This window comes from Streptacidiphilus carbonis (assembly GCF_000787775.1).
Taxonomy (GTDB): Bacteria; Actinomycetota; Actinomycetes; order Streptomycetales; family Streptomycetaceae; genus Streptacidiphilus; species Streptacidiphilus carbonis.
Genome location: NZ_BBPM01000017.1, coordinates 63,411 through 84,886, shown reverse-complemented (window position 1 = coordinate 84,886; position 21,476 = coordinate 63,411). Strand labels below are relative to the sequence as shown.

20 protein-coding genes and 1 tRNA gene are annotated in these 21,476 nt (G+C 70.4%); 10 read left to right on the top strand and 11 right to left on the bottom strand.

Going from position 1 to position 21,476, the window contains the following annotated elements:
• Positions 1 to 10: 10 nt before the first annotated feature.
• Both TR46_RS15925 and TR46_RS15920 read right to left on the bottom strand, forming a co-directional pair.
• Positions 11 to 232: an FmdB family zinc ribbon protein gene (locus tag TR46_RS15925; protein WP_042400791.1), complete on the bottom strand. Its 222-nt coding sequence runs from the start codon at positions 230 to 232 to the stop codon at positions 11 to 13.
• A gap of 70 nt (positions 233 to 302) precedes the next feature.
• Positions 303 to 1,547, bottom strand: coding sequence for a hypothetical protein (locus tag TR46_RS15920; RefSeq protein ID WP_042400788.1), 1,245 nt, complete (start codon positions 1,545 to 1,547; stop codon positions 303 to 305).
• 237 nt (positions 1,548 to 1,784) lie between these two features.
• Here TR46_RS15920 and TR46_RS15915 point away from each other — a divergent pair.
• Positions 1,785 to 1,856, top strand: a tRNA-Val gene (locus tag TR46_RS15915).
• Positions 1,857 to 1,993: 137 nt separating this feature from the next.
• On the opposite strand, the gene TR46_RS15910 is transcribed toward TR46_RS15915, so the two are convergent.
• Entirely contained in the window at positions 1,994 to 2,695 is a 702-nt protein-coding gene (locus TR46_RS15910; protein ID WP_042400785.1) for a 2-phosphosulfolactate phosphatase, read from the bottom strand.
• A 123-nt stretch (positions 2,696 to 2,818) separates the two neighbouring features.
• A complete protein-coding gene (locus TR46_RS15905) occupies positions 2,819 to 4,117 on the bottom strand; it encodes an amidohydrolase family protein (protein WP_042400782.1) in 1,299 nt (432 codons plus the stop codon).
• Positions 4,118 to 4,285: 168 nt separating this feature from the next.
• Here TR46_RS15905 and TR46_RS15900 point away from each other — a divergent pair, with 168 nt between their 5' ends.
• The 5 genes from TR46_RS15900 to TR46_RS15880 all read left to right on the top strand — a co-directional run bounded on the left by TR46_RS15900 (position 4,286) and on the right by TR46_RS15880 (position 10,846).
• On the top strand, positions 4,286 to 4,729 hold the full coding sequence (locus TR46_RS15900) for an Lrp/AsnC family transcriptional regulator (RefSeq protein WP_042400779.1): 444 nt from the start codon (positions 4,286 to 4,288) through the stop codon (positions 4,727 to 4,729).
• A gap of 107 nt (positions 4,730 to 4,836) precedes the next feature.
• Positions 4,837 to 6,807: a S9 family peptidase gene (locus TR46_RS15895; protein WP_042400775.1), complete on the top strand. Its 1,971-nt coding sequence runs from the start codon at positions 4,837 to 4,839 to the stop codon at positions 6,805 to 6,807.
• Between the two features lie 544 nt (positions 6,808 to 7,351).
• Positions 7,352 to 8,605, top strand: a complete 1,254-nt coding sequence (locus TR46_RS15890; RefSeq protein WP_042400772.1) for a sugar ABC transporter substrate-binding protein — start codon at positions 7,352 to 7,354, stop codon at positions 8,603 to 8,605.
• 167 nt (positions 8,606 to 8,772) lie between these two features.
• Positions 8,773 to 9,801: an aldo/keto reductase gene (locus tag TR46_RS15885; protein ID WP_042400770.1), complete on the top strand. Its 1,029-nt coding sequence runs from the start codon at positions 8,773 to 8,775 to the stop codon at positions 9,799 to 9,801.
• A 154-nt stretch (positions 9,802 to 9,955) separates the two neighbouring features.
• Positions 9,956 to 10,846 (top strand): aminoglycoside phosphotransferase family protein, encoded by an 891-nt coding sequence (locus TR46_RS15880; protein WP_042400767.1) that lies wholly within the window; start codon positions 9,956 to 9,958, stop codon positions 10,844 to 10,846.
• Positions 10,847 to 11,421: 575 nt separating this feature from the next.
• Here the strand turns inward: TR46_RS15880 and TR46_RS41135 are convergent.
• A complete protein-coding gene (locus TR46_RS41135; RefSeq protein WP_152626516.1) occupies positions 11,422 to 12,360 on the bottom strand; it encodes a dCTP deaminase domain-containing protein in 939 nt (312 codons plus the stop codon).
• Positions 12,357 to 13,340: a thymidylate synthase gene (locus TR46_RS39480; protein ID WP_161790142.1), complete on the bottom strand. Its 984-nt coding sequence runs from the start codon at positions 13,338 to 13,340 to the stop codon at positions 12,357 to 12,359. The genes TR46_RS41135 and TR46_RS39480 overlap by 4 nt, the downstream gene beginning before the upstream one ends.
• Positions 13,341 to 13,744: 404 nt before the next feature.
• Between TR46_RS39480 and TR46_RS15875 the strand changes: the two genes are divergently transcribed.
• The gene (locus tag TR46_RS15875; protein WP_042400764.1) at positions 13,745 to 14,299 is read left to right on the top strand and encodes a YbaK/EbsC family protein; all 555 of its coding nucleotides are present in this window, start codon (positions 13,745 to 13,747) and stop codon (positions 14,297 to 14,299) included.
• A 7-nt stretch (positions 14,300 to 14,306) separates the two neighbouring features.
• On the opposite strand, the gene TR46_RS15870 is transcribed toward TR46_RS15875, so the two are convergent.
• The 4 genes from TR46_RS15870 to TR46_RS42340 form a co-directional block, all read right to left on the bottom strand.
• Entirely contained in the window at positions 14,307 to 14,954 is a 648-nt protein-coding gene (locus tag TR46_RS15870; RefSeq protein ID WP_236655344.1) for an FMN reductase, read from the bottom strand.
• Between the two features lie 54 nt (positions 14,955 to 15,008).
• Positions 15,009 to 16,121: an LLM class flavin-dependent oxidoreductase gene (locus TR46_RS15865; RefSeq protein ID WP_042400951.1), complete on the bottom strand. Its 1,113-nt coding sequence runs from the start codon at positions 16,119 to 16,121 to the stop codon at positions 15,009 to 15,011.
• A 143-nt stretch (positions 16,122 to 16,264) separates the two neighbouring features.
• On the bottom strand, positions 16,265 to 17,458 hold the full coding sequence (tuf, locus tag TR46_RS15860) for an elongation factor Tu (protein WP_042400758.1): 1,194 nt from the start codon (positions 17,456 to 17,458) through the stop codon (positions 16,265 to 16,267).
• Between the two features lie 123 nt (positions 17,459 to 17,581).
• Positions 17,582 to 17,731, bottom strand: a complete 150-nt coding sequence (locus tag TR46_RS42340) for a hypothetical protein (RefSeq protein ID WP_161790141.1) — start codon at positions 17,729 to 17,731, stop codon at positions 17,582 to 17,584.
• 114 nt (positions 17,732 to 17,845) lie between these two features.
• On the opposite strand from TR46_RS42340, the gene TR46_RS15855 reads away from it, so the two are divergent.
• From TR46_RS15855 to TR46_RS15845, 3 genes are read left to right on the top strand one after another with little or no spacing between them, the layout of a single operon-like run.
• Positions 17,846 to 18,565, top strand: coding sequence for an SDR family oxidoreductase (locus TR46_RS15855; protein ID WP_042400755.1), 720 nt, complete (start codon positions 17,846 to 17,848; stop codon positions 18,563 to 18,565).
• Positions 18,566 to 18,601: 36 nt separating this feature from the next.
• A complete protein-coding gene (locus TR46_RS15850; RefSeq protein ID WP_042400752.1) occupies positions 18,602 to 19,300 on the top strand; it encodes a class I SAM-dependent methyltransferase in 699 nt (232 codons plus the stop codon).
• Positions 19,301 to 19,345: 45 nt separating this feature from the next.
• Positions 19,346 to 19,945: a methylated-DNA--[protein]-cysteine S-methyltransferase gene (locus TR46_RS15845; protein ID WP_052432848.1), complete on the top strand. Its 600-nt coding sequence runs from the start codon at positions 19,346 to 19,348 to the stop codon at positions 19,943 to 19,945.
• 25 nt (positions 19,946 to 19,970) lie between these two features.
• Here TR46_RS15845 and TR46_RS15840 read toward each other — a convergent pair whose 3' ends face one another.
• The gene (locus TR46_RS15840; RefSeq protein ID WP_042400748.1) at positions 19,971 to 21,431 is read right to left on the bottom strand and encodes a DHA2 family efflux MFS transporter permease subunit; all 1,461 of its coding nucleotides are present in this window, start codon (positions 21,429 to 21,431) and stop codon (positions 19,971 to 19,973) included.
• Positions 21,432 to 21,476 lie beyond the last annotated feature (45 nt).

The following is a 21,476-nucleotide window of genomic DNA, read 5'->3' as shown; positions in this document are numbered from 1 at the left end:
GCGTACCGGCTCAGCCGCAGCAGCCTCCGCCGCAGCAGCCGCCGCCCCCGCCCTCGGCGGGCGCGGCTGCCGCGCCGCCGGAGGCCGTTCCGGTCACGGCGACCATCGACATCAGCTTGGCGACGTCGTCGTGGCCGGCCGGGCACATCGCCGGGGCGTCCGACTGGGACATCGGGCGGCGGAGTTCGAACGTGGCACCGCAGGTGCGGCAGCGGTAGTCATAGCGAGGCATGCCGCTACTGTACGGCCTCGGCTCCGGCCCGCAGCCGCATGTTCGCTGCCCGCTGTCCGCCAGGAACGGCCTAGCGGTGTCCCGCTCCGCGCTCCTCGCGGATCGCCTGGACCACCTGCGCCGCGGTCTCCCGGACCGCGGCCAGTTCGGTGAGGAAGTGCCAGTAGTCGGGGTGACGCCCGGTCAGCCCGGCGGCGGCCCGGTCCAGCCGCTCCACGGCGGCGTCCAGCGGGCCGGCATGGCGCGGGTCGGGGGCGCTGCGCCCCGACATCGCCAGCCGCTGGGCGTCCCGCAGCGCGAAGCGGGTGCGCTCGATATCGGCCTCGGGCGCGCGCTGGGCCTCGTTGAGGGAGTGCAGCCGCTCATTGACGGTGGCGACGGCCCCGTCCGCGGTGTTCAGCAGGGTACGGGTGGTGGCCAGGATGCTGATCGCGTCCGGCCAGCGCTGCTCGTCCCTGGCCTTGGCCGCCTCGGCCAGCCGCTGCTGGGCGTTGCGGACCGCCGCCTCGGTCTGCTCGGGGACGTTCTGCAGATCCACCCAGCAGGCCGAGCTGAAACGGCGCCGCAGCTCGCTCAAGGTGGGCGCGATATTGCCGGCCCGGGTCTCCAGCGCCTGGGTGCGGGTACGCAGCGAGGCCAGCCGCTGGTCGATCTCCCGGGCCTGCTCGGGCAGCCGCTCGGCCTCGGCCCGGATCGTCTCGGCGCTGCGCTGCGCGTCCGCGGCGGTGCGCAGGATCGTCTGCACGCCGTGCCTGCCCGCGCCCTCGCCGAGCAGCTGCAGCTGCGGCCCGAGCGCGGCCAGCCGCCGGGACAGGTCCTCGGCGCCGATCCTGGCGGCCTTGACCTCGTCCAGGGCGTTGCTGGCGGCCAGCCAGGCCCGCTTGGCCCGCTCGACGGCCGGCCCCACCTGGGCCAGCTGGGTCTCGGCGGCGGCCACCAGCGGCTGCAGGAAGGTGGCGAAGCGCTCCAGGTCCGCCTTGACGGCGAGCAGCTGCTGCTTGGCGCGGTCCAGCTGCTGCCGGGCCTGGTTGGCCGCGCCGTGGTCGAGGTCCTCGGCGTCCAGGTCATGGGCGTCCAGGGCGGTGATGTACTCGCCGCTGACCTGGTCGATCCTGGTGCCGAGCGCGGCGAAGTCGGCGATGGCCCGGCGGGCCCCCGGCGAGTTGTCGGAGGCGGCCACGGCCTCCACCGAGATGCGCACGTCCCGCTGCACCGTGTCCAGCTCGTAGAACGCCTGCGCGGCCGCGTCCTTCGCGGCCTGCGCGGCAGCGCGCCCAGCATCGCCACGCCCCCATCGCGCTGATCCCGACGCCACGTCTTCTCCTGCTCCGCATACCCTGCCACCAGGCCGCGTCGGCCCGCCGTCCCCATCCTCGCACCCTGCCCCGCACCCCCGCACTCACCATGACACGCCGCCCCGACCGCCCCGGTTCTCCACCGGCCCCGACGCCCGACGTCCACCCGCCCCGCCGCCCCGGCCCGCGCCCGACTGCGGCCCGGCCACCGCCCGACCACGGGCACCCACCGGACCAGGTATCCTTACCTCTCGCACGGGCGCATAGCTCAGTGGTAGAGCGCCGCCCTTACAAGGCGGATGTCGGCGGTTCGAAACCGTCTGCGCCCACACGGTTGGTGCTGGATGCCCCGTATGACCTGACTCGGTCATACGGGGCATCACTTGTTTCCCCCGCGCCCGCAGCTGATGCCGCGTGGCCGATCGGATACCGGCGCTCGCACGGCGGGAGTCGGATCCGCCGGCGATCAGGTCGTAGCCCCGTCGGTCCGCGAAGGCGCGGCGTGGGGACGCAGGACCATGAGCGTGTCCTCCAGGGTCGCCACCATGGCGAAGGGGAACCTGTCGAGTTCGAGGCAGAGTGCGACGTCATCGGGATGGACTCCTTGACGCACCCCTTCCGCCAGCTCGGCGGCGGCACGGGACCCGCCGGCGCGGCGGAGGAACTCGGTCGCGTCCGTCCCGGCCCCGGCGGCCCTGCGAGCGATGTACTGGGCGCACGCCAGGTCTTCGTCGGCCCGTCCGTCCTCGCCGGTGACCACGAACGTGACGCTGTCACACCCGCGTCGCTGCAAGAGCTGAGCCGTCGCCTCCGCCACCACGAAGGCGGCGCACAGCACCAGCGACGCTTCCTTGACCGCCAGGGCGCCGACCGTACCTGCCGTGGTCTTCTGCACGACGGTCCGTCCGCCGAGGTCGATGGACCGCAGCAGGCCCGGCGAGTTGACGGTGTCGAACCCGGGCGCGGGCGGACCGTCCTTGAGCGCCACCCAGTCCGGGTACCGGGTCCTGAGCTCCAGGGCTTCGTCCAGCGACTCGGCGAGAACGATCTTTTCTGCCCCCTGGGCGAAGGCCCAGGCGGCCACCGTGAAGGCACGCATGACGTCGACCACGACCGCCACGGACGGGGCGTCGACGAGCTCGGCGATCCCAAGGAAACGAGCGTTCACCCGGTCATGATCGCATGCCCGCGCAGCCCCCCGAGGAGCGCGCGGAACCACACCGCCGATGTGGCTCCTTGAACCTCGTAGGTCAATGAGATCGGGCAGGACCGCAGGCAGGACGCAGGTGCTTCAGACGGCTGCGGGGCCGGGAGTCCAGGTTCCGTCGAGCGGCACGCCGGCTGCGGCGGCAACACGGTCCCGGGAGCTCAGCAGGCGGGCCCTCAGATCGGCCAGGTCGACGTCGACCAGCGCCCCGTCGCGCTTGACCACCCGCCCGGCGACCAGGACGGTGTCGACCAGGCCGGGATGTCCGGCGGCCACGATCGTTCCGGCCGGGTCGGTGACGGGGAAGACGGTCAGGTCGTCGGTGCGCAGCAGGACGACGTCGGCCTGCTTGCCGGCGGCGAGGCTGCCGGTCTGTGGTGCGAGGCCGAGGGCGTGGGCGCCGTCGAGGGTGGCGAACTCCAGCAGGTCGCGGGAGTTGAGGCTGCCGTCCAGGCCGCGCTGGACGACGTAGGCGGTGCGCATGGTGGAGAACATGTCGCCGCCGACGGAGGGGACGTCGTCGATGGACAGGGTCGGGCGCAGGCCGGCTGCCAGGGCGCGGCCGGTCATCGGCCAGCCGAAGCCCATGCGCAGTTCGACGTCGGGGCTGAGGGAGAGGGTGCTGCCGGCGTCGGCCAGCATCCGCAGTTCGTCGTCGGCGACGCCGTTGGCATGGACGAAGGTCGTGGTCTCGCGCAGCAGCCCGTGCTCGCGCAGTTCGGCGACGGGGCGCTGGGTGCCGTCGGAGGCGATGTGGAGGCTGGTGCGCAGGCCGAGTTCCTCGGCCAGCTTCAGTTCCTGGGCGACGGTGTCGATGCTGGTGTCGTCCACGCCGCGGAGGCCGAGGGCCATGGTGACCGGGCCCCGGTCGGGAAGGGTCTCGCGCACGCGGCGGATCTCGGCTTCGACGGGGTCGGCGGTGCCCCAGCCCGCGCCGTGGCAGAAGACCGAGCGGGCGGGCGCGTCGCGCAGCGCGGCGACGGCGGCGTCGGCGTGCTCGGGGCTCTGGGCGCAGTGGAACCAGTCGAGCATGGTGGTGATCCCGGAGTGCAACGCCTCCAGACGACCCAGCAGGGTGCCCAGATAGACGTCCTCGGGCCGGTAGTGGGGCTTGAGGGTGTCGTGCATGGCGACCGACCACTGCGGGAAGGTCCAGTCCGCGCCCAGTCCCCGGAAGGCGGTCTGCCAGGTGTGGCGGTGGGTGTCGACGAAGCCGGGCATGACGATCCGGTCGGTTGCGTCGATCACCTCGGCGTCGGGCGCTTCGATCCGGGCGGCCACCTCGACGACTGCGCCGTCCTCGATCAGCACATCGCCCCGGACGAGGTCCCCGACGCCCGGGTCCATGGTGAGTACGGTGCCGCCGGTGATCAGGGTGCGCATGGTGGGACTCCTCCGCCAATGGGTCGATTCGGTCCAGTCGGGTACGAATCGATCATCCCTCCTGCGGGCTCCCGATCCGGCCGCGTGCGGCAATCTTGGCAATAAATTGCGCTCGATCAGGGGTGAGGTGGAGTGCTAGACGGCCGTTGAGAGCAATATTCTGCCCATATGGATGACGTGGACCGTGCGATTCTGTCCGTACTGGCGAGGGAAGGCCGGATCAGCAACGCCGACCTCGCTGCCCGGGTGGGGCTGTCGCCCTCGCCCTGCCTGCGCCGGGTGAACCGCCTGGAGCAGTCCGGGGTGATCCGTGGATATCGGGCCGTGATCGACCCGGCCGCGGTCGGGCGCAGCCTCCGGGTCTTCATCGGCGTCCGGCTGGCCAGGCACGCCCGCGCCGACGTGGCCGCCTTCGAGCAGGCGGTCACCGAGCTGTCCGAGGTCGTCAACGCCCACCACATCACCGGCAACTTCGACTACCTCCTCCAGGTCGAGGTCGCCGACCTCCCGGCCTACGAGCACTTTCACGCCCACCAACTCGCTGAACTGCCCAACGTCGCCACGGTGTCCAGCTACGTCACCATGAAGACCCTCCGCCGCGGCAACGCGTGACAGCCGGTCCTGCCGCCGCCCCGTCCTCGTCCGAAATCCGACTGACACCGGCCCGACCGTGCGACAGGATGTCCGCTTGTCGCACCGACGGCCGAGAGGTAATCCGCATGCCGCACCGCGCACCGCAGCCGACTTCCGAACCGACCGTCCCGCTCACCGCCGAGATGGTGGTGGACGTGGCCGCCGCTGTTGCACCGGCCATCTCGCCGGACGGCCGCCTGGTCGCCTACGCGGTGGTCGCGAACGGTGGAAAGGACGGGTACCCGCACAGCTCCCCGTACGGCTCCCTCTGGGTCGCCGCCGCCGACGGCAGCACAGCGCCGCGCAGGCTGACCGACGGCACGGCCCGCGACCTCGACCCGAAGTGGGCGCCGGACTCGGCCTCCCTCTTCTTCACCTCCGACCGCGAGGAGCGGGGCGTCGCCCAGCTCCGGCGGATCCCCGTGGACGGCGGCGAGGACATCGCCAAGTCCCTGACCAGCTGGCGCGGTGGCATCGGTGACCACTACCCGCTCCTGGACGGCAGCACCGTCGCCCTGCTCGCCGAGGACGAACCCACCGCCGAGGACGAACGCCGGGAGGCCGAGCGCGACGACGCCAAGATCTGGGGCGAGCATCTCCCCGCCACCCGGCTGCGCCTGCTCGACGTGGGCACCGGCATCGTCCGCACCGTGGACGGTCTCGGTGGCCGGCACGTGGTCGGTCTGGCCCAGCGCCCGGACGGCGGCCCGCTGGCGGTACTGAGCTGGTCCACCCCCGAGCTCGACCCCGGCGTCATGACGGCGGAACTCCATCTGGTCGATCCGGGCACAGCAGCCGTGCACGCCCTGGGGCCGGTCGGATTCGATGCCCAGTCCCCGGTCTGGTGGAACCACGACGGCGTCTGGCATCTGGCCCACCTGGCAGTGACCCCTGGGCACTTGGTCGGCGCCCTCGCCGTGATGGACACCGTCGCGCCCGCCACCGGCCCGGCCGTCGAACACCGCAACCTCACTGCCGGCATGTCCGTCAGCCCGGCCGAACTGGTGCAGACAGCGGGCGGGCCCCCGCTCGCCCTGTTCGCCGACGGCCTGGACACCGCGCTCTACCGGCTCGACCCGCAGTCCCTGCGCTTCCACCTGGTGTCCTCCGCTCCCGGCGTACTCGCCGAGCTCACCGCGAGCCGTTCCGGGGAAGCCTTCGCTGTGATGGGGAGCACTGCCTACGAGCCCAGGAACATCTACGCGGGACCCACCGGCGGACCCCTGCTCCGGCTCAGCGACACCAGGCCCGAACTGCGCAGGATCTGCTGGGGCGTCCAGGAGCGCCTCAGCTACCAGGCCTGCGACGGACTCCAGTTGGACGGACTGTTGATCCGGCCGGCCGGCCGGACTCGGGACGAGGGGCCGTTTCCGCTGGTCACGATGGTCAACGGCGGTCCTTACTCCCGCTACGCCGACGCTTTCGCGCTCAATGCGGTCGACTGCGGGCAGTGGCTGGCGACCGCCGGGTTCGCGGTCTTCCTGCCCAACCCCCGCGGAGGCTCCGGTCACGGCCAGGCGTTCGCCGCCACGGTCGCGGGCGCGGTCGGCGGCGACGAGTGGACCGACATCCTCAGCGGGATCGACCTGCTGGTCGCGCAGGGAGTCGCCGATCCTGGGCGGCTGGGGATCTCCGGGTGGAGCCACGGTGGTTTCATGGCGGCCTGGGCGATAGGCCGCACGGACCGCTTCAAGGCCGCCATGGTCGGCGCGGGCATCAGCGACTGGGGCATGCAGGCCGGCACCGGCGACTGGGGAGTCCTCGACGGAGCGCTCGGCGGCAGTACCGGCTGGGACGGCCCGGGACCACACGTCCACGACCGGAACAGCCCGATCTCCTACGCCTCCCGGATCAGCACCCCGGTACTGATCCTGCACGGCGAGGAGGACACCAACGTCCCGCTCGGCCAGGCGATCCACTTCCATCGCGCGCTTCGCCACTTCGGGGTCGAGCACGAGTTCGTGGTCTACCCCCGGGAGGGCCACGGGCTGCAGGAGCGCACCCATGAACTCGACGCCCTGCGACGCATCCGCGCCTGGTACGACCACTGGCTGTAGGCCCGCCCCCGCGGCCCCCTGGTGCGACAGCGGCCCCCTGGAGGGACAGCGGCGCCCGCTGCGGGTCGGCTCAGGCCGGCCGGCTCACAGCAGGGTGGCGTTGAGCATGTCGGCCAGCCGTCGCTGGTAGGCGGCGCCGTCCCACCCGGCCTCTGCGGTGAGCTCGGAGAACACCGCGTTCGTCGTGAGGGCCCAGCAGGCGTCCGCGGCATCTACCGGGTCGGCGCCGGTCCGCAGCGCGCAGCAGCCGGCGAGATGGTCGACGCAGCTTCACCCATGACGGCGCCGCGGCCCTCGCCTCGCTCGACCGGGTTCGCGATGCGCAATGCATTGCTCTCTGTCTTCTCCGGCCAGAGGGAGCAGCTGGTCCCCGCGCCCACCAGTCGTGGGCAAACAAAAATCCATTTTGCGCACAGTCTTGACGTCACCTCAGGTTGCCCATACGTTTCCGGCTCGAAAAGGTTTGCTCACTCGCTCGGCCTGGTGCGCAGCGCGGGCGTCCCCGACCGCCGTACAGGCATCGAACCTGACAACGAAGGTCCCCATGAGACATCCGCGCGCCGTCATCGCTGCTGTGCTCGCCACCGGGACGCTGGCCTCCCTGGCCGGCTGTTCCTCCTCCGGCGGTTCCGCCACGGCCGACTCCGGCGCTGCCAACGCCTCGGTCTACACGTTCTGGGACCCCTATCCGCAGTTCGACGCCTCCTCCGCCTGGGCGAAGACCGTCAGCACCTGCGGGACCCAGGCCGGCGTGACCATTCAGCGCAGCGCCATGGACACCACCTACCTCGGCGAGAGGGCGACGCTCGCCTCGCAGGAGGGCCAGGCGCCCGACGTCATGCTGGTGGACAACCCGCTGGTCGCCACCCTGGTGAAGACCAAGGTGCTCACCAGGACCAGCGACCTCGGCCTCAGCACCGCGCAGCTGCAGAAGAACGTCCTCGGCGCGGGCGTGGTCGACGGCGCCGCCTACGGCATCCCGATCGGCGCCAACACCCTGGCCCTGTACTACAACAAGAACGTCCTCAGTGCCGCGGGCGTCGACATATCCACCGTGACGGACTGGGCCTCGCTCACCGCCGCCCTGCGGAAGGCCAAGGCCGCCGGGAAGAAGGGCATCACCTTCGCCGCGATCGGCACGGAGGAGGGCAGTTTCCAGTTCGAGCCCTGGTTCTGGGGCGCCGGCGGCGATCTGACCCGACTCGCCAGGGCCGACGGCGTGGCCGCGCTGACGCTGTGGAAGGACTGGGTCTCCCAGGGGCTGGCGCCCAAGGACGTGCTGGGGAACAACCAGACCGCCGCCTGGAAGGAGTTCGCCACCGGCCAGTACGCCTTCGGCGAGAACGGCACCTGGCAGCTGGCCAACGCGGACAAGGCGGGGTTCCCGTACGGGGTCATCAGCATCCCGGCGAAGGGCGGGGGAGCGGCTCCGACGCCGACCGGGGGCGAGTTCGTCACCGTCCCCGAGCAGGCGGACACCTCCAGGTACGCGACGGACAAGAAGATCATCGAATGCCTGACCACCTCGAAGAACCTGCTGTCCACCGACACCACGCTGTCGTATCTCGCGCCCACCGCCGCGGTGCAGGCCCAGCAGGCCGCTCAGAACCCCGAGTTGGGGCCGTGGCTGTCCGCTCTCGCCACCGCGCGCGGTCGTACCAGCAACGGACTGGGCGCCGACTACCCGGAAATATCACGGCAGGTGTGGACCGCACTGGACTCCGCCCTGTCCGGCTTCCAGAGCCCGCAGGTCGCGCTGACCGTCGCCGGGAAGGCCTCCCCCGGCCAGCGGGGCTGAGAACCGGACGGCTCCTTCCGGGACGGCTCCTTCCGGGACGGGTTCGCGCATCGCGGCAGCATCTCCTTGCTAACAGGAACACCGTTCCGTATTGTCGATACTGAACGGCGCTCCGCTTGCGCGAGCATGGTGTGCGCGGCGGACCCAGGCCACCGATGAGGAGAACCGTGAAGTACCGCACGCTTGGCCGAACCGGTATCAAGGTCAGCCCGTACTGCCTCGGCGCGATGATGTTCGGCGCCATCGGCAACCCCGACCACGACGATTCCGTACGCATCATCCACAAGGCGCTCGACGCCGGCATCAACTTCGTCGACACCGCCGACGCCTACTCGCGCGGCGAGTCCGAGGAGATCGTCGGCAAGGCCCTCAAGGGTCGCCGGGACAATGTCGTCCTCGCCACCAAGGCCCATCTGCCGATGGGCGACGACCCCAACCAGCGTGGCAATTCCCGGCGTTGGCTGGTCCGCGCGGTCGAGGACTCGCTGCGCCGACTGGGGACGGACCACGTCGACCTCTTCCAGGTGCACCGTCCCGACCCCGACACCGACATCGAGGAGACCCTCTCCGCCCTCTCCGACCTGGTCCGCGCGGGCAAGGTCCGGGCCATCGGCACCTCGACCTTCCCCGCCTCGGACATCGTCGAGGCGCAGTGGGTCGCCGAGCGGCGCGGCCTGGTGCGGTTCCGCACCGAGCAGCCGCCGTACTCGATCCTCAATCGCGGCATCGAGCGCGAGGTCCTGCCCGTCACCGAGCGCTACGGCATGGGGACCATGGTCTGGAGCCCGCTCGCGGGCGGCCTGCTCACCGGCCGCTACCGCAAGGACCGGCCGGCCGACACCCACCGGGCCGGCTTCGGCTTCCAGCACATGCGGGACGAGCAGCGGCTCGACGCCGTGGAACAACTGCTGCTCACCGCAGCGAAGGCGGGGCTCCCGCTGACCCACATGGCCATGGCCTTCGCGATCGCCCACCCGGGCGTCACCTCGGCGATCATCGGGCCGCGCACCATGGAGCACCTCGACGACGTGCTCGCCGGCGCCGAGACCACCCTGAGCGACGACCTCCTCGACGAGATCGACGCTATCGTGCCCCCTGGCACCGACGTCGGGGCGCTCGACATGGGCCACAGCTCGCCCGCCCTCCAGCACCCCCCGCTGCGCCGCCGCCCGACCGACCAGCGCACGGCGGTCTGAACCGCGGCCTGCACCGCCGCCTGTACTGCGGCCCGACCCGCCGACGGCCCTGCGTCTGAGCCGCCGCCTGCACTGCGCCCGACCCGCCGACGGCCCTGCGCCCGGAAGCCCACCGGCCTCCGGGCGCAGGGCCGTCCCCGAACGAGGGACGACCATGCACGATGATCAAGTGGATGTGACCACCGGGACAGTGGCGAACCTGATCGGGGACCAGTTCCCGCAGTGGAGCGGCAGGGAGATCCGGCCCCTGCGGTCGTCCGGCACGGTCAACGCCGTCTTCCGCATCGGGAACGACCTCTCCGCACGTTTCCCGCTGCGGCGGGCCGATGCCGCCGAGGTGCTGGCGGCGCTGGAGCGGGAAGCCCGGGCGGGCGCGGAGCTGGCGCAGGTGTCGCCGTTCCCCGTCCCGGAACCCGTCGCCCTGGGAGGGCCGGGAGCCGGCTACCCCATGCCCTGGTCGGTGCAGACGTGGCTGCCGGGCACGGTCGCCTCGGACGCGGACCCTAGTCGTTCGCACACCTTCGCGGCGGACCTCGCGTCCTTCATCGCCGCTCTCCGGAACGCCGATACGCAGGGGCGGCACTTCAGCGGTGGAGGTCGCGGCGGCGTCCTCACGCACCATGACGCCTGGATGGAGAAGTGCTTCCAGGAGAGCGAGCGGCTGCTTGACGTGGACCGGCTGCGCGCGATGTGGAGCCAGCTGCGAGAACTACCGCGCACGAGCCCGGATGTGATGAGCCACCGTGACCTGATCCCCGGCAATGTGCTGGTCGCGGGCGACCGGCTCGGCGGCGTGCTCGACACCGGCGGCTTCGGCCCGGCCGACCCCGCGCTGGACCTGGTCAGCGCCTGGCACCTGCTGCGGCGGGGCCCGCGGGAGGTGCTCCGGCGGGAACTGGAAAGCGACGACCTCGAGTGGGAGCGCGGCAAGGCCTGGGCCTTCGAGCAGGCGATGGGCCTGGTCTGGTACTACGCCGAGAGCAACCCGACGGTGAGCACCATGGGCCGTCGGACACTGGACCGCATTCGGGAGTCGATGGAGTAGACCCGGGTCAACTCCTCGGCAGGCCTTCGAGTTGGAAGTGCCAGACGACCGCGGCCGGCATGCCGCCCAGCGCTGCGTCCGTGGCTCGTGGGTACCGGCGCAGCAGGTCCCAGGACATGGAGACGGGGAGAGGCTCCGCCGTGGTGTCGTTGTCGCTGCCGACGAACTCCCCTGGACGGCGGGGTTCCTTGCACTGCCGCACCTGGAAGCCGAGCGGGAGCGCAGCCGTGAGGTAGGCGCTGAGCGGGCGGTGGTACTCGGCCAGGAGGGGCGGCCGTCCGGACCGGGGCGGCGGGGGAGCGTGGGCACGAGGTAGGGCACAAGCGGGTGGGCGTCGGAGATCACCAGGTGTCCGCCGGGCCGCAGGGTCTTCAAACACCTGCTGGCTCCCCGCGAGGCCAGGCTGCTCCAGTGGTGCGCCCCTGCGAGCACCACCGCCGTAGAGATCTTCCACCTCTTCGCCCCCCACGCAGGCGAGGCAGCCGGCACACCTCCGCCGCCGGCAACGCCCTGAGCACCCACTCCGCCCCAGACCCCTGGGGAGCTTTCCTGGCCAGTGGCTCACATAGCCGGCACTACCGTGGCCTTCTCCGATTGCCGAACGCTGTGGTCGCCGCAGTCAGTACCGCAACCAGGGCATCCACGATCTTCTTGATGACCAATGCGATACCTGCAATTGCTGATACTGCCACAAGGGTAAAGGGCCAGTCGTGGGGAATGTCTCTCGCCAAAGCGGCTACCCGATGATCCGTGGCAAGCTGCAGCGACGAATTCAGGACGACACCGAGAAACGTTACGGCGAGAAGATATACACCGAATGTGATGAGCGGTGAGAATCCGTTCTCAATTTTCTCGACGCCGACTCTCAGCTCCTCGATGGCTTCACGCTGCCGCTTCAGCTCCGGGAACAAGGAGAGAGCTGCGGCGGGGGCATTGGGTTCGTAATCATCGGCGATCAGTCTCTGGGTCGACGGAGTCGCATCAGTCCCCGGATCCCCGAGCACCCTGTGAAACTGCAGCGATACCAGCGATGTAATTCCGGGAGAAATTGCCTGCGGTTCGGATCCGAGGTTGACGATTAAAAAGTGCAGGCGTTCATCGGGTTTTGGCTCCCAGGAATTCCCTACCAGTTGCAGTCCGAACCTAGGATTGACGAAGCTTCCAGTCAGTACGAGTAATCCACGTCGGACGAGGCTCCATTTGGTGCCTATGTAGGCGCCGATATCCGCTGGAAGTCGAAATCGTTCGACCGTGGAGACGAGGGCCACCTCTCCTTCCTTCAGAATTATCGCGTCGGGGTGGTATTCGCCGACGTTGTACTTGACATGCTCCCCCGTTGGACCCGGGATGAACATGAGGTCACCGGCGAGTCGCACTTCGTAAGCTGCGTTCCCGAGTTGGCTTTCGGTCCAGGTGTCGGGGGCGAAGATCTCACCTGTCTCCAATCGTTCAAGGATTGCAGATCGAGCCAGAATTCCACCGCCGTCCCGCGATTCTCTTCTGCGCCTGTTCATGCCCGTCCCCGTGCAGCATCCTCGCTAGCGTGCCTCGCTGCGGCCAACTTCCCCACCCGGCCTGCCATTGACCAAATATGCGCGGCTTCGCCCGTGGCCCCTTCCTGCCAAAGAGCTTCGCCCAGGAGTACTAGTCGGACAATTGAGCCGTAATCCATTTCGTCGCCCGACGTGATACTGGAGGCAAGTTCGCGGATCGTTCCATTGCTGATCGACTGGCGCATGTCGCTTGAAAATCCGGCAAGCCTGTCAAATTCAGCCAAGGAGGGGATCGGGGGAATTGAAACCGAGGAGACGCCTCCGCTCGCTGCCTCTTCCAGGGTGGCAATCTCATCCTCATACACATGCAGCGACGAGGAGAAGTGGACGAAAGATCCCGGTTCAATTCCGAGTTCCGCTGCCGCGATACACTGGATGCTGGTCAGCAAAGGAATGTCATAGGGCATCACCATGACTGCCGATTGGGATCTCATCGTGGCGACTGCCTCCAGGCGCGACTTTCTGATGATGAGTTGCAGTGAACAAGTGCAAGGAATGTCTCGTGTATCCGCCATAAGGTCATCAGGGGTGAGGAGAATGATCACGGCGCGTCGGGTCGAAGGATCATCGCGCAGGCGCTTCAGTGCAGACTGGAATTGCCCACCGAAGACCCGTGGGCCCGCCGCACTCCGCACGGTGCGGCCATCATCCGAAAAGCTCGGCGCCCGCGAGTTCCAATAACCGATGTCCTCGACCAGGTCGGATCGTGAAGTCGCCCAAAGCGTGTTGGCGAAAACGTAGGGAACATTGATGGGGCGGCTGGGGCGATCAATCAGAACAGCCTGTGGATCTTCAAGCCTGAATGCATGACCCACAAGCTCAAGTGTGGCCCTGGCGGACTGCCCGAAGGATGACCCGACGGAGGATCCGTCTCGAACAGGCGGAACCAACTCGCCTTCCTTTGCAAGCGCGACCGCCATTTCTTCCATGGCGTCGGCCAAGTTCGGAAAAGAGCGCATCTCGTAAGCCGCATTCCCTTTATGGTTGCATTTGGGCACTGGTGAAGATCGCTTCTGTAAACGTCTTATTCGTATCGTACTCTCGGGTGATGAAGTGCTACAATCACCGCTTCACTGATTCATGACTGCGAGATGTCAGTCTGCCACTCGGCGGCACTTTTCGCTTGCCTTGGGGGAAGATTCGCAAAGCTACTTAGGGCGGCTGACCCGGGTGGGGGCGGCGGGGCCGGTAGTTGGGCGGCGGTGGCGCAGTTGCCGTATCGGCAGCTGACGATGCCGCCTGGGACCGGGCAGGGTGTGGTGCGCATCCGTCCGGCCGGTTGAAGGGGTCGGCGGGGTTGGGGCGGGACTTGGCGTCGGAGGGGTGGAGCTGATGGCATGGGGGGATGGACACCGCACTTGATCTCGCCCCGGCGCTGACCCGTCCCGAACTGCTGGCGCCGCCGGTGGCCGCCGCTCTGCGCGGTTGGCCGGAGGCGGCCGCTGCCCGGGTGGAGGTTGCCGGGATCGATCCGGAGCTGGCCGACACCGCCGCCTTCTGCGAGCGCTACGGGGTCGCCCTCGCCGATTCGGCCAACTGCGTGGTGGTGGCCGGGAAGCGGGGTGGGGCCACCAGCTACGCGGCCTGTGTGGTCACCGCGACCAGCAGGGCGGACGTCAACGGCCGGGTGCGCAGGCTGCTGGACGCGCGGAAGGCGTCGTTCGCGCCGGTGGACGCGGTGCTGGCGGTGACGGGGATGGAATACGGCGGCATCACCCCGATCGGGCTGCCCGACGACTGGCCGGTGCTGGTCGACGCGACCGTCGCGGCGCACTCGCGGGTCGTGGTGGGGTCCGGGATCCGGGGGTCGAAACTGTGGATTCCGGGGGAGTTGCTCGCGGAACTGCCGGGAGCCCAGGTCCTGGAGGGACTCGGGCTCCCGTTGGTGCAGTCGGCTTGACGGCGGATCAGGCGTTCGGGCGCAGGGCGGCGAGCTGCTGGTCGAAGGGGAGGAACTCGAGGTCCTCGTCGTCGGCGGAGTGCGACGGCGCGGCCGGGGCGGCACGGCCGAGCAGGGCGGTGAGCTCGCCCGCGGCGCGGGTGATCCGTCCGGGCAGGCTGTCCGTCAGCGCGGTGTCGCCGGAGCCCCAGTCCTCCGAGGCCGCGTAGACGCCGGTGGGCAGGACGACCGCGCGCAGGTAGGAGAACAGCGGGCGGAGGGCGTGGTCCAGCACCAGCGAGTGCCGGGCGGTACCGCCGGTGGCGGCGATCAGCACCGGCTTCCCGGCGAGCGCGGTGTTCTCGATGACGTCGAAGAAGGACTTGAACAGCCCGCTGTACGAGGCGCTGAACACCGGGGTGACCGCGATGATCCCGTCCGCGCCGGTCACCGTCTCCACGGCGTCGCGCAGGGCGCGGCCGGGGAAGCCGGTGACCAGGTTGTCGGCGATCGCGTGCGCCAGTTCGCGCAGCTCGACCATCTGGATCTCCACCTCGCGGCCCTGCCCGTCCAGCCCCAGCCGGACCGCCTCGGCCAGGCGGTCGGCGAGCAGCCGGGTGGACGAGGGCTGGCTGAGGCCGGCCGAGACGACGGCTATCCGGACGGGGGCGGTCACGGGGTCCTCCAACGGTCGAGCGAACGGTTGAACGGTTGAACGGATGTGCGGCTGTCAGACGGTGGCGGCGTCGGGCTCGGTCGCCTCGGCCTCGGCGGCCTTCGCGGCCACCCGGGCCGCGTGGGTGGGCGCGTCCGGGACGCCGGCCGGGCGGCCGATCGCGAACTCCTTGCGGAGCACCGGGACGACCTCCTCGCCGAGGAAGTCGAGCTGCTCCAGCACGGTCTTCAGCGGCAGCCCGGCGTGGTCCATCAGGAACAGCTGGCGCTGGTAGTGGCCGAAGTGCTCACGGAAGGCCAGGGTGCGCTCGATCACCTGCTGGGGGCTGCCGACCACCAGCGGCGTCTCGGCCATGAACTCCTCCATCGAGGGGCCGTGGCCGTAGACCGGCGCGTTGTCGAAGTACGGACGGAACTGCCGCACCGCGTCCTGCGAGTTCTTCGCCATGAACGCCTGGCCGCCGAGGCCGACGATGGCCTGCTCCGGGGTGCCGTGGCCGTAGTGCGCGAAGCGCTTGCGGTAGAAGGCGATCAGCTTCTGGTAGTGCTCCTTGGGCCAGAAGATGTTGTTGGCGAAGAAGCCGTCGCCGTAGTACGCGGCCTGCTCGGCGATCTCGGGGCTGCGGATGGAGCCGTGCCAGACGAAGGGCGCGACGCCGTCCAGCGGGCGCGGGGTGGCGGTGAAGCCCTGCAGCGGGGTGCGGAACTTGCCCTGCCAGTCGACCACGTCGTTGTCCCACAGCTGCCGCAGCAGGGCGTAGTTCTCGACGGCCAGGTTGATGCCCTCGCGGATGTCCTTGCCGAACCAGGGGTAGACCGGGCCGGTGTTGCCGCGGCCCATCACCAGGTCGACGCGGCCGTCGGCGAGGTGCTGCAGCATCGCGTAGTCCTCGGCGATCTTCACCGGGTCGTTGGTGGTGATCAGCGTGGTCGCGGTGGAGAGGATCAGGTTCTCGGTGCGGCCCGCGATGTTGCCGAGCATGGTGGTGGGGGAGGACGGGACGAAGGGCGGGTTGTGGTGCTCGCCGGTGGCGAAGACGTCCAGGCCCACCTCCTCGGCCTTGAGCGCGATGGCCACCATGGCCTTGATCCGCTCGTGTTCGGTCGGCTTGACACCGTTGGTGGGGTCGACGGTGACGTCCCCGACCGAGAAGATCCCGAACTGCATGGCGGCCATGGCTGACTTCTCCTAGCTAGTTGATGCTTCAACTATACAGGCCGAATAACGGGCGGCCCAGGTGATCTATTCCTGTGCCGCCCGTATCGGCCCGGAGGGCCTTCCACCAGCGGGTTCTGCCCGGCAGGCCCTGCTCAGTCCAGCAGCGCGGTCACGTTGCCCGCGCCGACCGTCCGGCCGCCCTCGCGGACGGCGAAGCCCAGACCGGGCTCAAGCGGGACCGGCCGCCCCAGCTCGACGGTCAGCTCGACCGTCTCCCCGGGCCGGGCCACCCCGATCGCCTCGTGCTCGCCGGCCAGCGTCACGTCGCCGACCACGTCACCGGTCCGCAGGTAGAACTGCGGGCGGTAGCCGCTGCTGACCGGCGTGCGCCGGCCACCCTCGGCGGTGCCCAGCAGGTACACCCGCGCGCTGAAGCGGGTGTGGGTGGCGATGGAACCCGGCTCGGCGACCACCTGACCGCGGCGGACCTGCCCGCGCTGGACGCCGCGCAGCAGCAGCGCGACGTTGTCTCCCGCCTCGGCGTACTCCATCGTGCGTCCGAACGTCTCCACGCCGGTGACCACCGAGGTCAGCTGCTCGCCGCCGAGGCCGAGCACCTCCACCCGGTCGCCCATCCGCACCCGGCCGCGCTCGACCGCACCGGTGACGACCGTGCCGCGACCGGTGATGGTCAGTACGTTCTCCACCGGCAGCAGGAAAGGTGCGTCGGTGTAGCGGACCGGCGTGGGCACGGCGGTGTCCACCGCGTCCAGCAGCTCGCCGATCGCCGCCGTCCACTGCGGGTCGCCCTCCAGCGCCCGCAGTCCGGACACCCGGACCACCGGGAGCCCGGCGCCGTCGTAGCCCTGGGTGGTGAGCAGCTCGCGCACCTCCAGCTCGACCAGGTCCAGCAACTCGGGGTCGCCGGCGTCGGCCTTGTTCAGCGCGACGACGATGTGCCCGACCCCGACCTGACGCGCCAGCAGGACGTGCTCGGCGGTCTGCGGCATCACCCCGTCCTGGGCGGACACGACCAGGATCGCCCCGTCCAGCTGGGAGGCGCCGGTGATCATGTTCTTCACGAAGTCGGCGTGCCCCGGCATGTCGATGTGGGCGTAGTGCCTGGTCGCGGTCTCGTACTCGACGTGGGCGATGTTGATGGTGATCCCGCGGGCGGCCTCCTCCGGGGCCCGGTCGATCCGGTCGAACGGCACGAAGCTGCCGCTGCCCCGGTCGGCGAGGACCCTGGTGATGGCGGCGGTGAGGGTGGTCTTGCCGTGGTCGACGTGGCCCATGGTGCCGATGTTGAGGTGCGGCTTGGTGCGCAGGTAGTTCTGCTTGGACATGCTGGATCCTGGTGGTGACTGGCCTCGGGAAGCTCAGCGGCTGACTCCGAGGACTGGCGGGTGGGGACCTCAGGGGCGGGGCCGACCTTCCCCGTCCGAGGTCCCGGGACATCCCGGGGAAGGTCAGCTTCGCGCGCCGTCGAAGGCCGCGGCTGCTGCTGCGGCGTCCGCGAACGCGGGTGCCGGCGCGATTGCCAGTGCCAGGGCCAGTGCCAGGGCAGCGGTCATCGCGCCCGCGACTGCGGGCTCGAGTGCGATGACGTAGCTGGACATGTCGAGCATCATGCAGGGTGCGGTGTGCCGGATGCGACTGGTTTTCGGTGGTGCGTCGGCGGTCGTGCTGCACAATGACTGCTTTGAAGATCCTTACCAGGGGGAGCAGTCAGGATGAGTGACACCACCGCCAAGCCCGTCACCTTGATCACCGGCGGTGCCACCGGCATCGGCGCCGCCACGGTCGGACACCTGCTCGCCGCCGGGCACCGGGTCGGGGTCACCGGGCGGGACGAGGGGCGGTTGGAACGGTTCGCCGCGGAGATCGGAGCGGGACGGGATGTGCTGCTGCCGATCGCTGCCGACCCGACCGACTACGCCTCCGTGGGCGGCGCCGTACGCGCCACCGTCCAGGAGTTCGGCCGGCTGGACGCGGTGATCGCCAACGCGGGCTTCTCGACGCACGACAACCTCGCCGACGGCGACCCCGAGCAGTGGCGGGAGATGCTGCTGGTCAACGTGTTGGCCCCGGCCGTGCTGATCAAGGCCGCGCTGCCGGAGCTGACCCGCAGCGGCGGCCGGATCGTCCTGATCGGCAGCACCGCCGGGATCAAGAACACTCCGGGGAACATGTACTCGGTCTCCAAGACGGCGCTCACCTCGCTCGCGGAGAACGCCCGGGTGCTGGTGACCGGCTCCGGGGTCGGCGTCACCCTGATCGCACCGGGGCGGGTGGACACCCCGTTCTGGAGCAGTCACCCCAGCCACGAGGTGCCCGCAGGACCGGTGCTGACGCCGAATCATATCGCTGACGCGGTGGTGTGGGCGCTCGGGCAGCCGGCCGGGGTCGAGGTGAACACGGTCGTGGTCCGGCCCACTGGCCAGACCCACTGACGGCATGTTGGGATGGCCTGCATGACGACTCGACGGATGCGGACCGGTTATGCGGGCACGGGGCCGGGGCCGATCACCCCGGACGGCTGCGCGGTGGAGCTGTACGAGCGGCTGCCGATCGGTGAGGAACCGGACGTGATCGAGGCGGCGGTCCCGGCCGGCGCCTCGATCCTGGAACTGGGGTGCGGCGTCGGCCGGGTGACGCATCCGCTGCTGGAGCGCGGCTTCACGGTCACGGCCGTGGACGAGTCGGCGGAGATGCTGGAGCGGGTGCACGGGGCCAGGACCGTGCGCAGCCCGATCGAGGACCTCGACCTCGGCGGCGAGCGCTTCGACGTGGTGATGCTCGCCTCCTTCCTGGTGCACGCGGGCGACCTGGCGGTGCGCGAGGGGCTGCTGCGCACCTGCCGCCGGTATGTCGCCGACGACGGCTGCGTGCTGTTCCAGAAGGAGGGCGAGGGGTGGCACGAGAGGGCCCCCTGGGAACGTCCGGCCTACGGCGGGAAGGCGGTCTTCCGGCTGGCCTCGTCCGAGCCGGTGGGGGACGGGGTGCGGTCGGTCCAGTTCGACTATGTCTTCCCGGACGCGGCCTGGACCCAGGTGTTCCTCTCCCGACCGCTCACCGACGAGGCCTTCGCCGAGGCGCTGGCCGGAGCCGGGCTGTCGGTCGAGACCTACCTGACCGAGGACCGGACCTGGGTGCGGGCCCGGCCGGTTGTCAGTGCCGCGAAGTAGCGTGGTGGCTGCAGCGGCTTTGAGAGCCTGAAGGGGGTCGCGCCCATGTCCGTTCCCGTCTCCACCGGGCCTGTTTCCGCCGGATCCGTACCCGCGTCGTGGTTCTCCGTGCCGACGCCGTTGCCCAGCGGCGCGGTCCGGGTCGGGATAACCGACGGCGGGGTGGTCGGGATGACCTTCGGCGACGGCGTCGGCGCTGACGGGGGCCGGGCGGACGCGGTCCGGGCCGGGGACGAGGAGAAGGCCGCCCTGGTCGCCGCCCGGCTCGGGGAGTACTTCGCCGGGCGGCGGCAGGCCTTCGACCTGCCGATCGACTGGCGTGCGACGGCGGCCGGGCCGCAGCGGTCCGTGCTGCAGACGCTGCAGCGGACCGTGCGCTACGGGCAGACCATCGCCTACGGCCAACTGGCCGCCCGCAGCGGCGTCTTCGACGATGTGCTGGACCAGGGCGGGCTGGCCGCGCGCGCGGTGGGCCAGATCATGGGCTCCAACCCGCTGTTCCTGCTGGTGCCGTGCCACCGCGTGGTGGCGGCGGACGGCATCGGCGGGTTCGGCGGAGGAGCGCTCGGCATGGAGGTGAAGCGCTGGCTGCTGACCCTGGAAGGGGTCCTCGCGCCGACGCTCGACTGGGGCGGGCCCGGCTGAGACGTCGGCGCGGGAGCCGCGGGGGTCAGCCCACCGGCGCGGGTTCGGCGGGCTCGGGGATTCCGCTGGTCGCGGCCTGCCGGGCGGGGCCGTCCCGCAAGGTGAACGCATACAGTGCCGACAGCAGGGCGATCCCGGCGAGCACCAGGTAGGCGTCCTGGTACGTCGACACCGAGGGGCCGGCGCCGCCGGAGCCGGCTGCCCCGGAGCCGCCCGCGACCAGCAGGGTGGTCACCACCGCGGGTGCCAGGGCCCCCGCGGTCTGCCGGACGACCGTGTTCAGGGTCGAGGCCTGCGCCATGTCGGCCTTGGAGATGGTGCTCATCGAGGCCACCGTGGTGGGCATGAACACCCCGCCCATGGCCACGCCGAGCAGGAACATGTAGAGCCGGAAGGTCCACAGGCTGGTGTGCAGATCGCAGGTGGAGAAGAGCACCAGGACGGCGGCCACCCCCAGCAGCCCGCCGCCGATGATCGCGCGCGGCCCGACCCTGGCGTAGAGGGCCCCGGCGACCTGCACGGTGAGCAGCACGCCGAAGGCCTCGGTGAAGGTGCTGGTGCCCGAGTCCATCGCGCTGCCGCCCAGCGCGTCCTGGATGAACAGCGGGCCGAGGAACATCGCCCCCAGGATGGGGATGAGCCCGATCAGCGAGATCACGCTGCAGTCGCGGAACAGCCGGTCGCGGAACAGGGTGAGCCGCAGGATCGGGTCCCGGGTGCGGAGTTCGACGTGGACCGTGGCGGCGAGGAGGGCGGCCCCCGTCAGCAGCGAGAGCAGGATGCCCGGCGAGGTCCAGCCGTGGTCGGAGCCGGCGCAGATGCCGTAGGTCAGCCCGGCCAGACCGCCGGCCGAGAGCAGCAGTCCGGGCAGGTCGAAGCGGCGTCGGCCGTGCTGCTCGGGTCCGTGCTGCTCGGGGCGGTGCGGTTCGAGGAAGGCGAGGCCGAAGAGCACGGCGGCCAGCCCCAGCGGCAGGTTGACGTAGAACACCCAGCGCCAGGACAGGCCGTCGACCAGCACTCCGCCCAGGATGGGGGCCACGGCCGGGGCGATCTGCTGAGGGAAGATCAGCACCCGGGAGGCGCGGACCCGTTCCCGTGCCGAGAAGGTACGGAACAGCAGGGCGCCGGCCACGGGCGTGAGCAGTCCGCCGGCCAGGCCCTGCAGCGCCCGGAAGGCGACCAGGGTGCCGAGATTGCCTGCGGCCCCGCACAGGGCGGACGATGCGGCGAAGAGGGCCATCGACGCCAGCAGCAGGCGTTTGCCGCCGAAGCGGTCGCCGAGCCAGGCGGAGGCGGGGACGGCCACTCCCACGCAGACCGGGTAGACGACGACCACGGCGTCCAGCCGGGCGGGTGCCAGCTGGAACTGTCGGGCGATGGCGGGGAGGGCGACGGTGGTGATCGCGCCGTCCACGATGACGATGAAGACGGTGGCGACGAACATGACGGGGACGACGACGCGCTGGCTGAGGTGGCGGTGAGCCATGGGGAACGGTCCTGTGGGCGCATGGTGGATGATCGTGACGGCAGT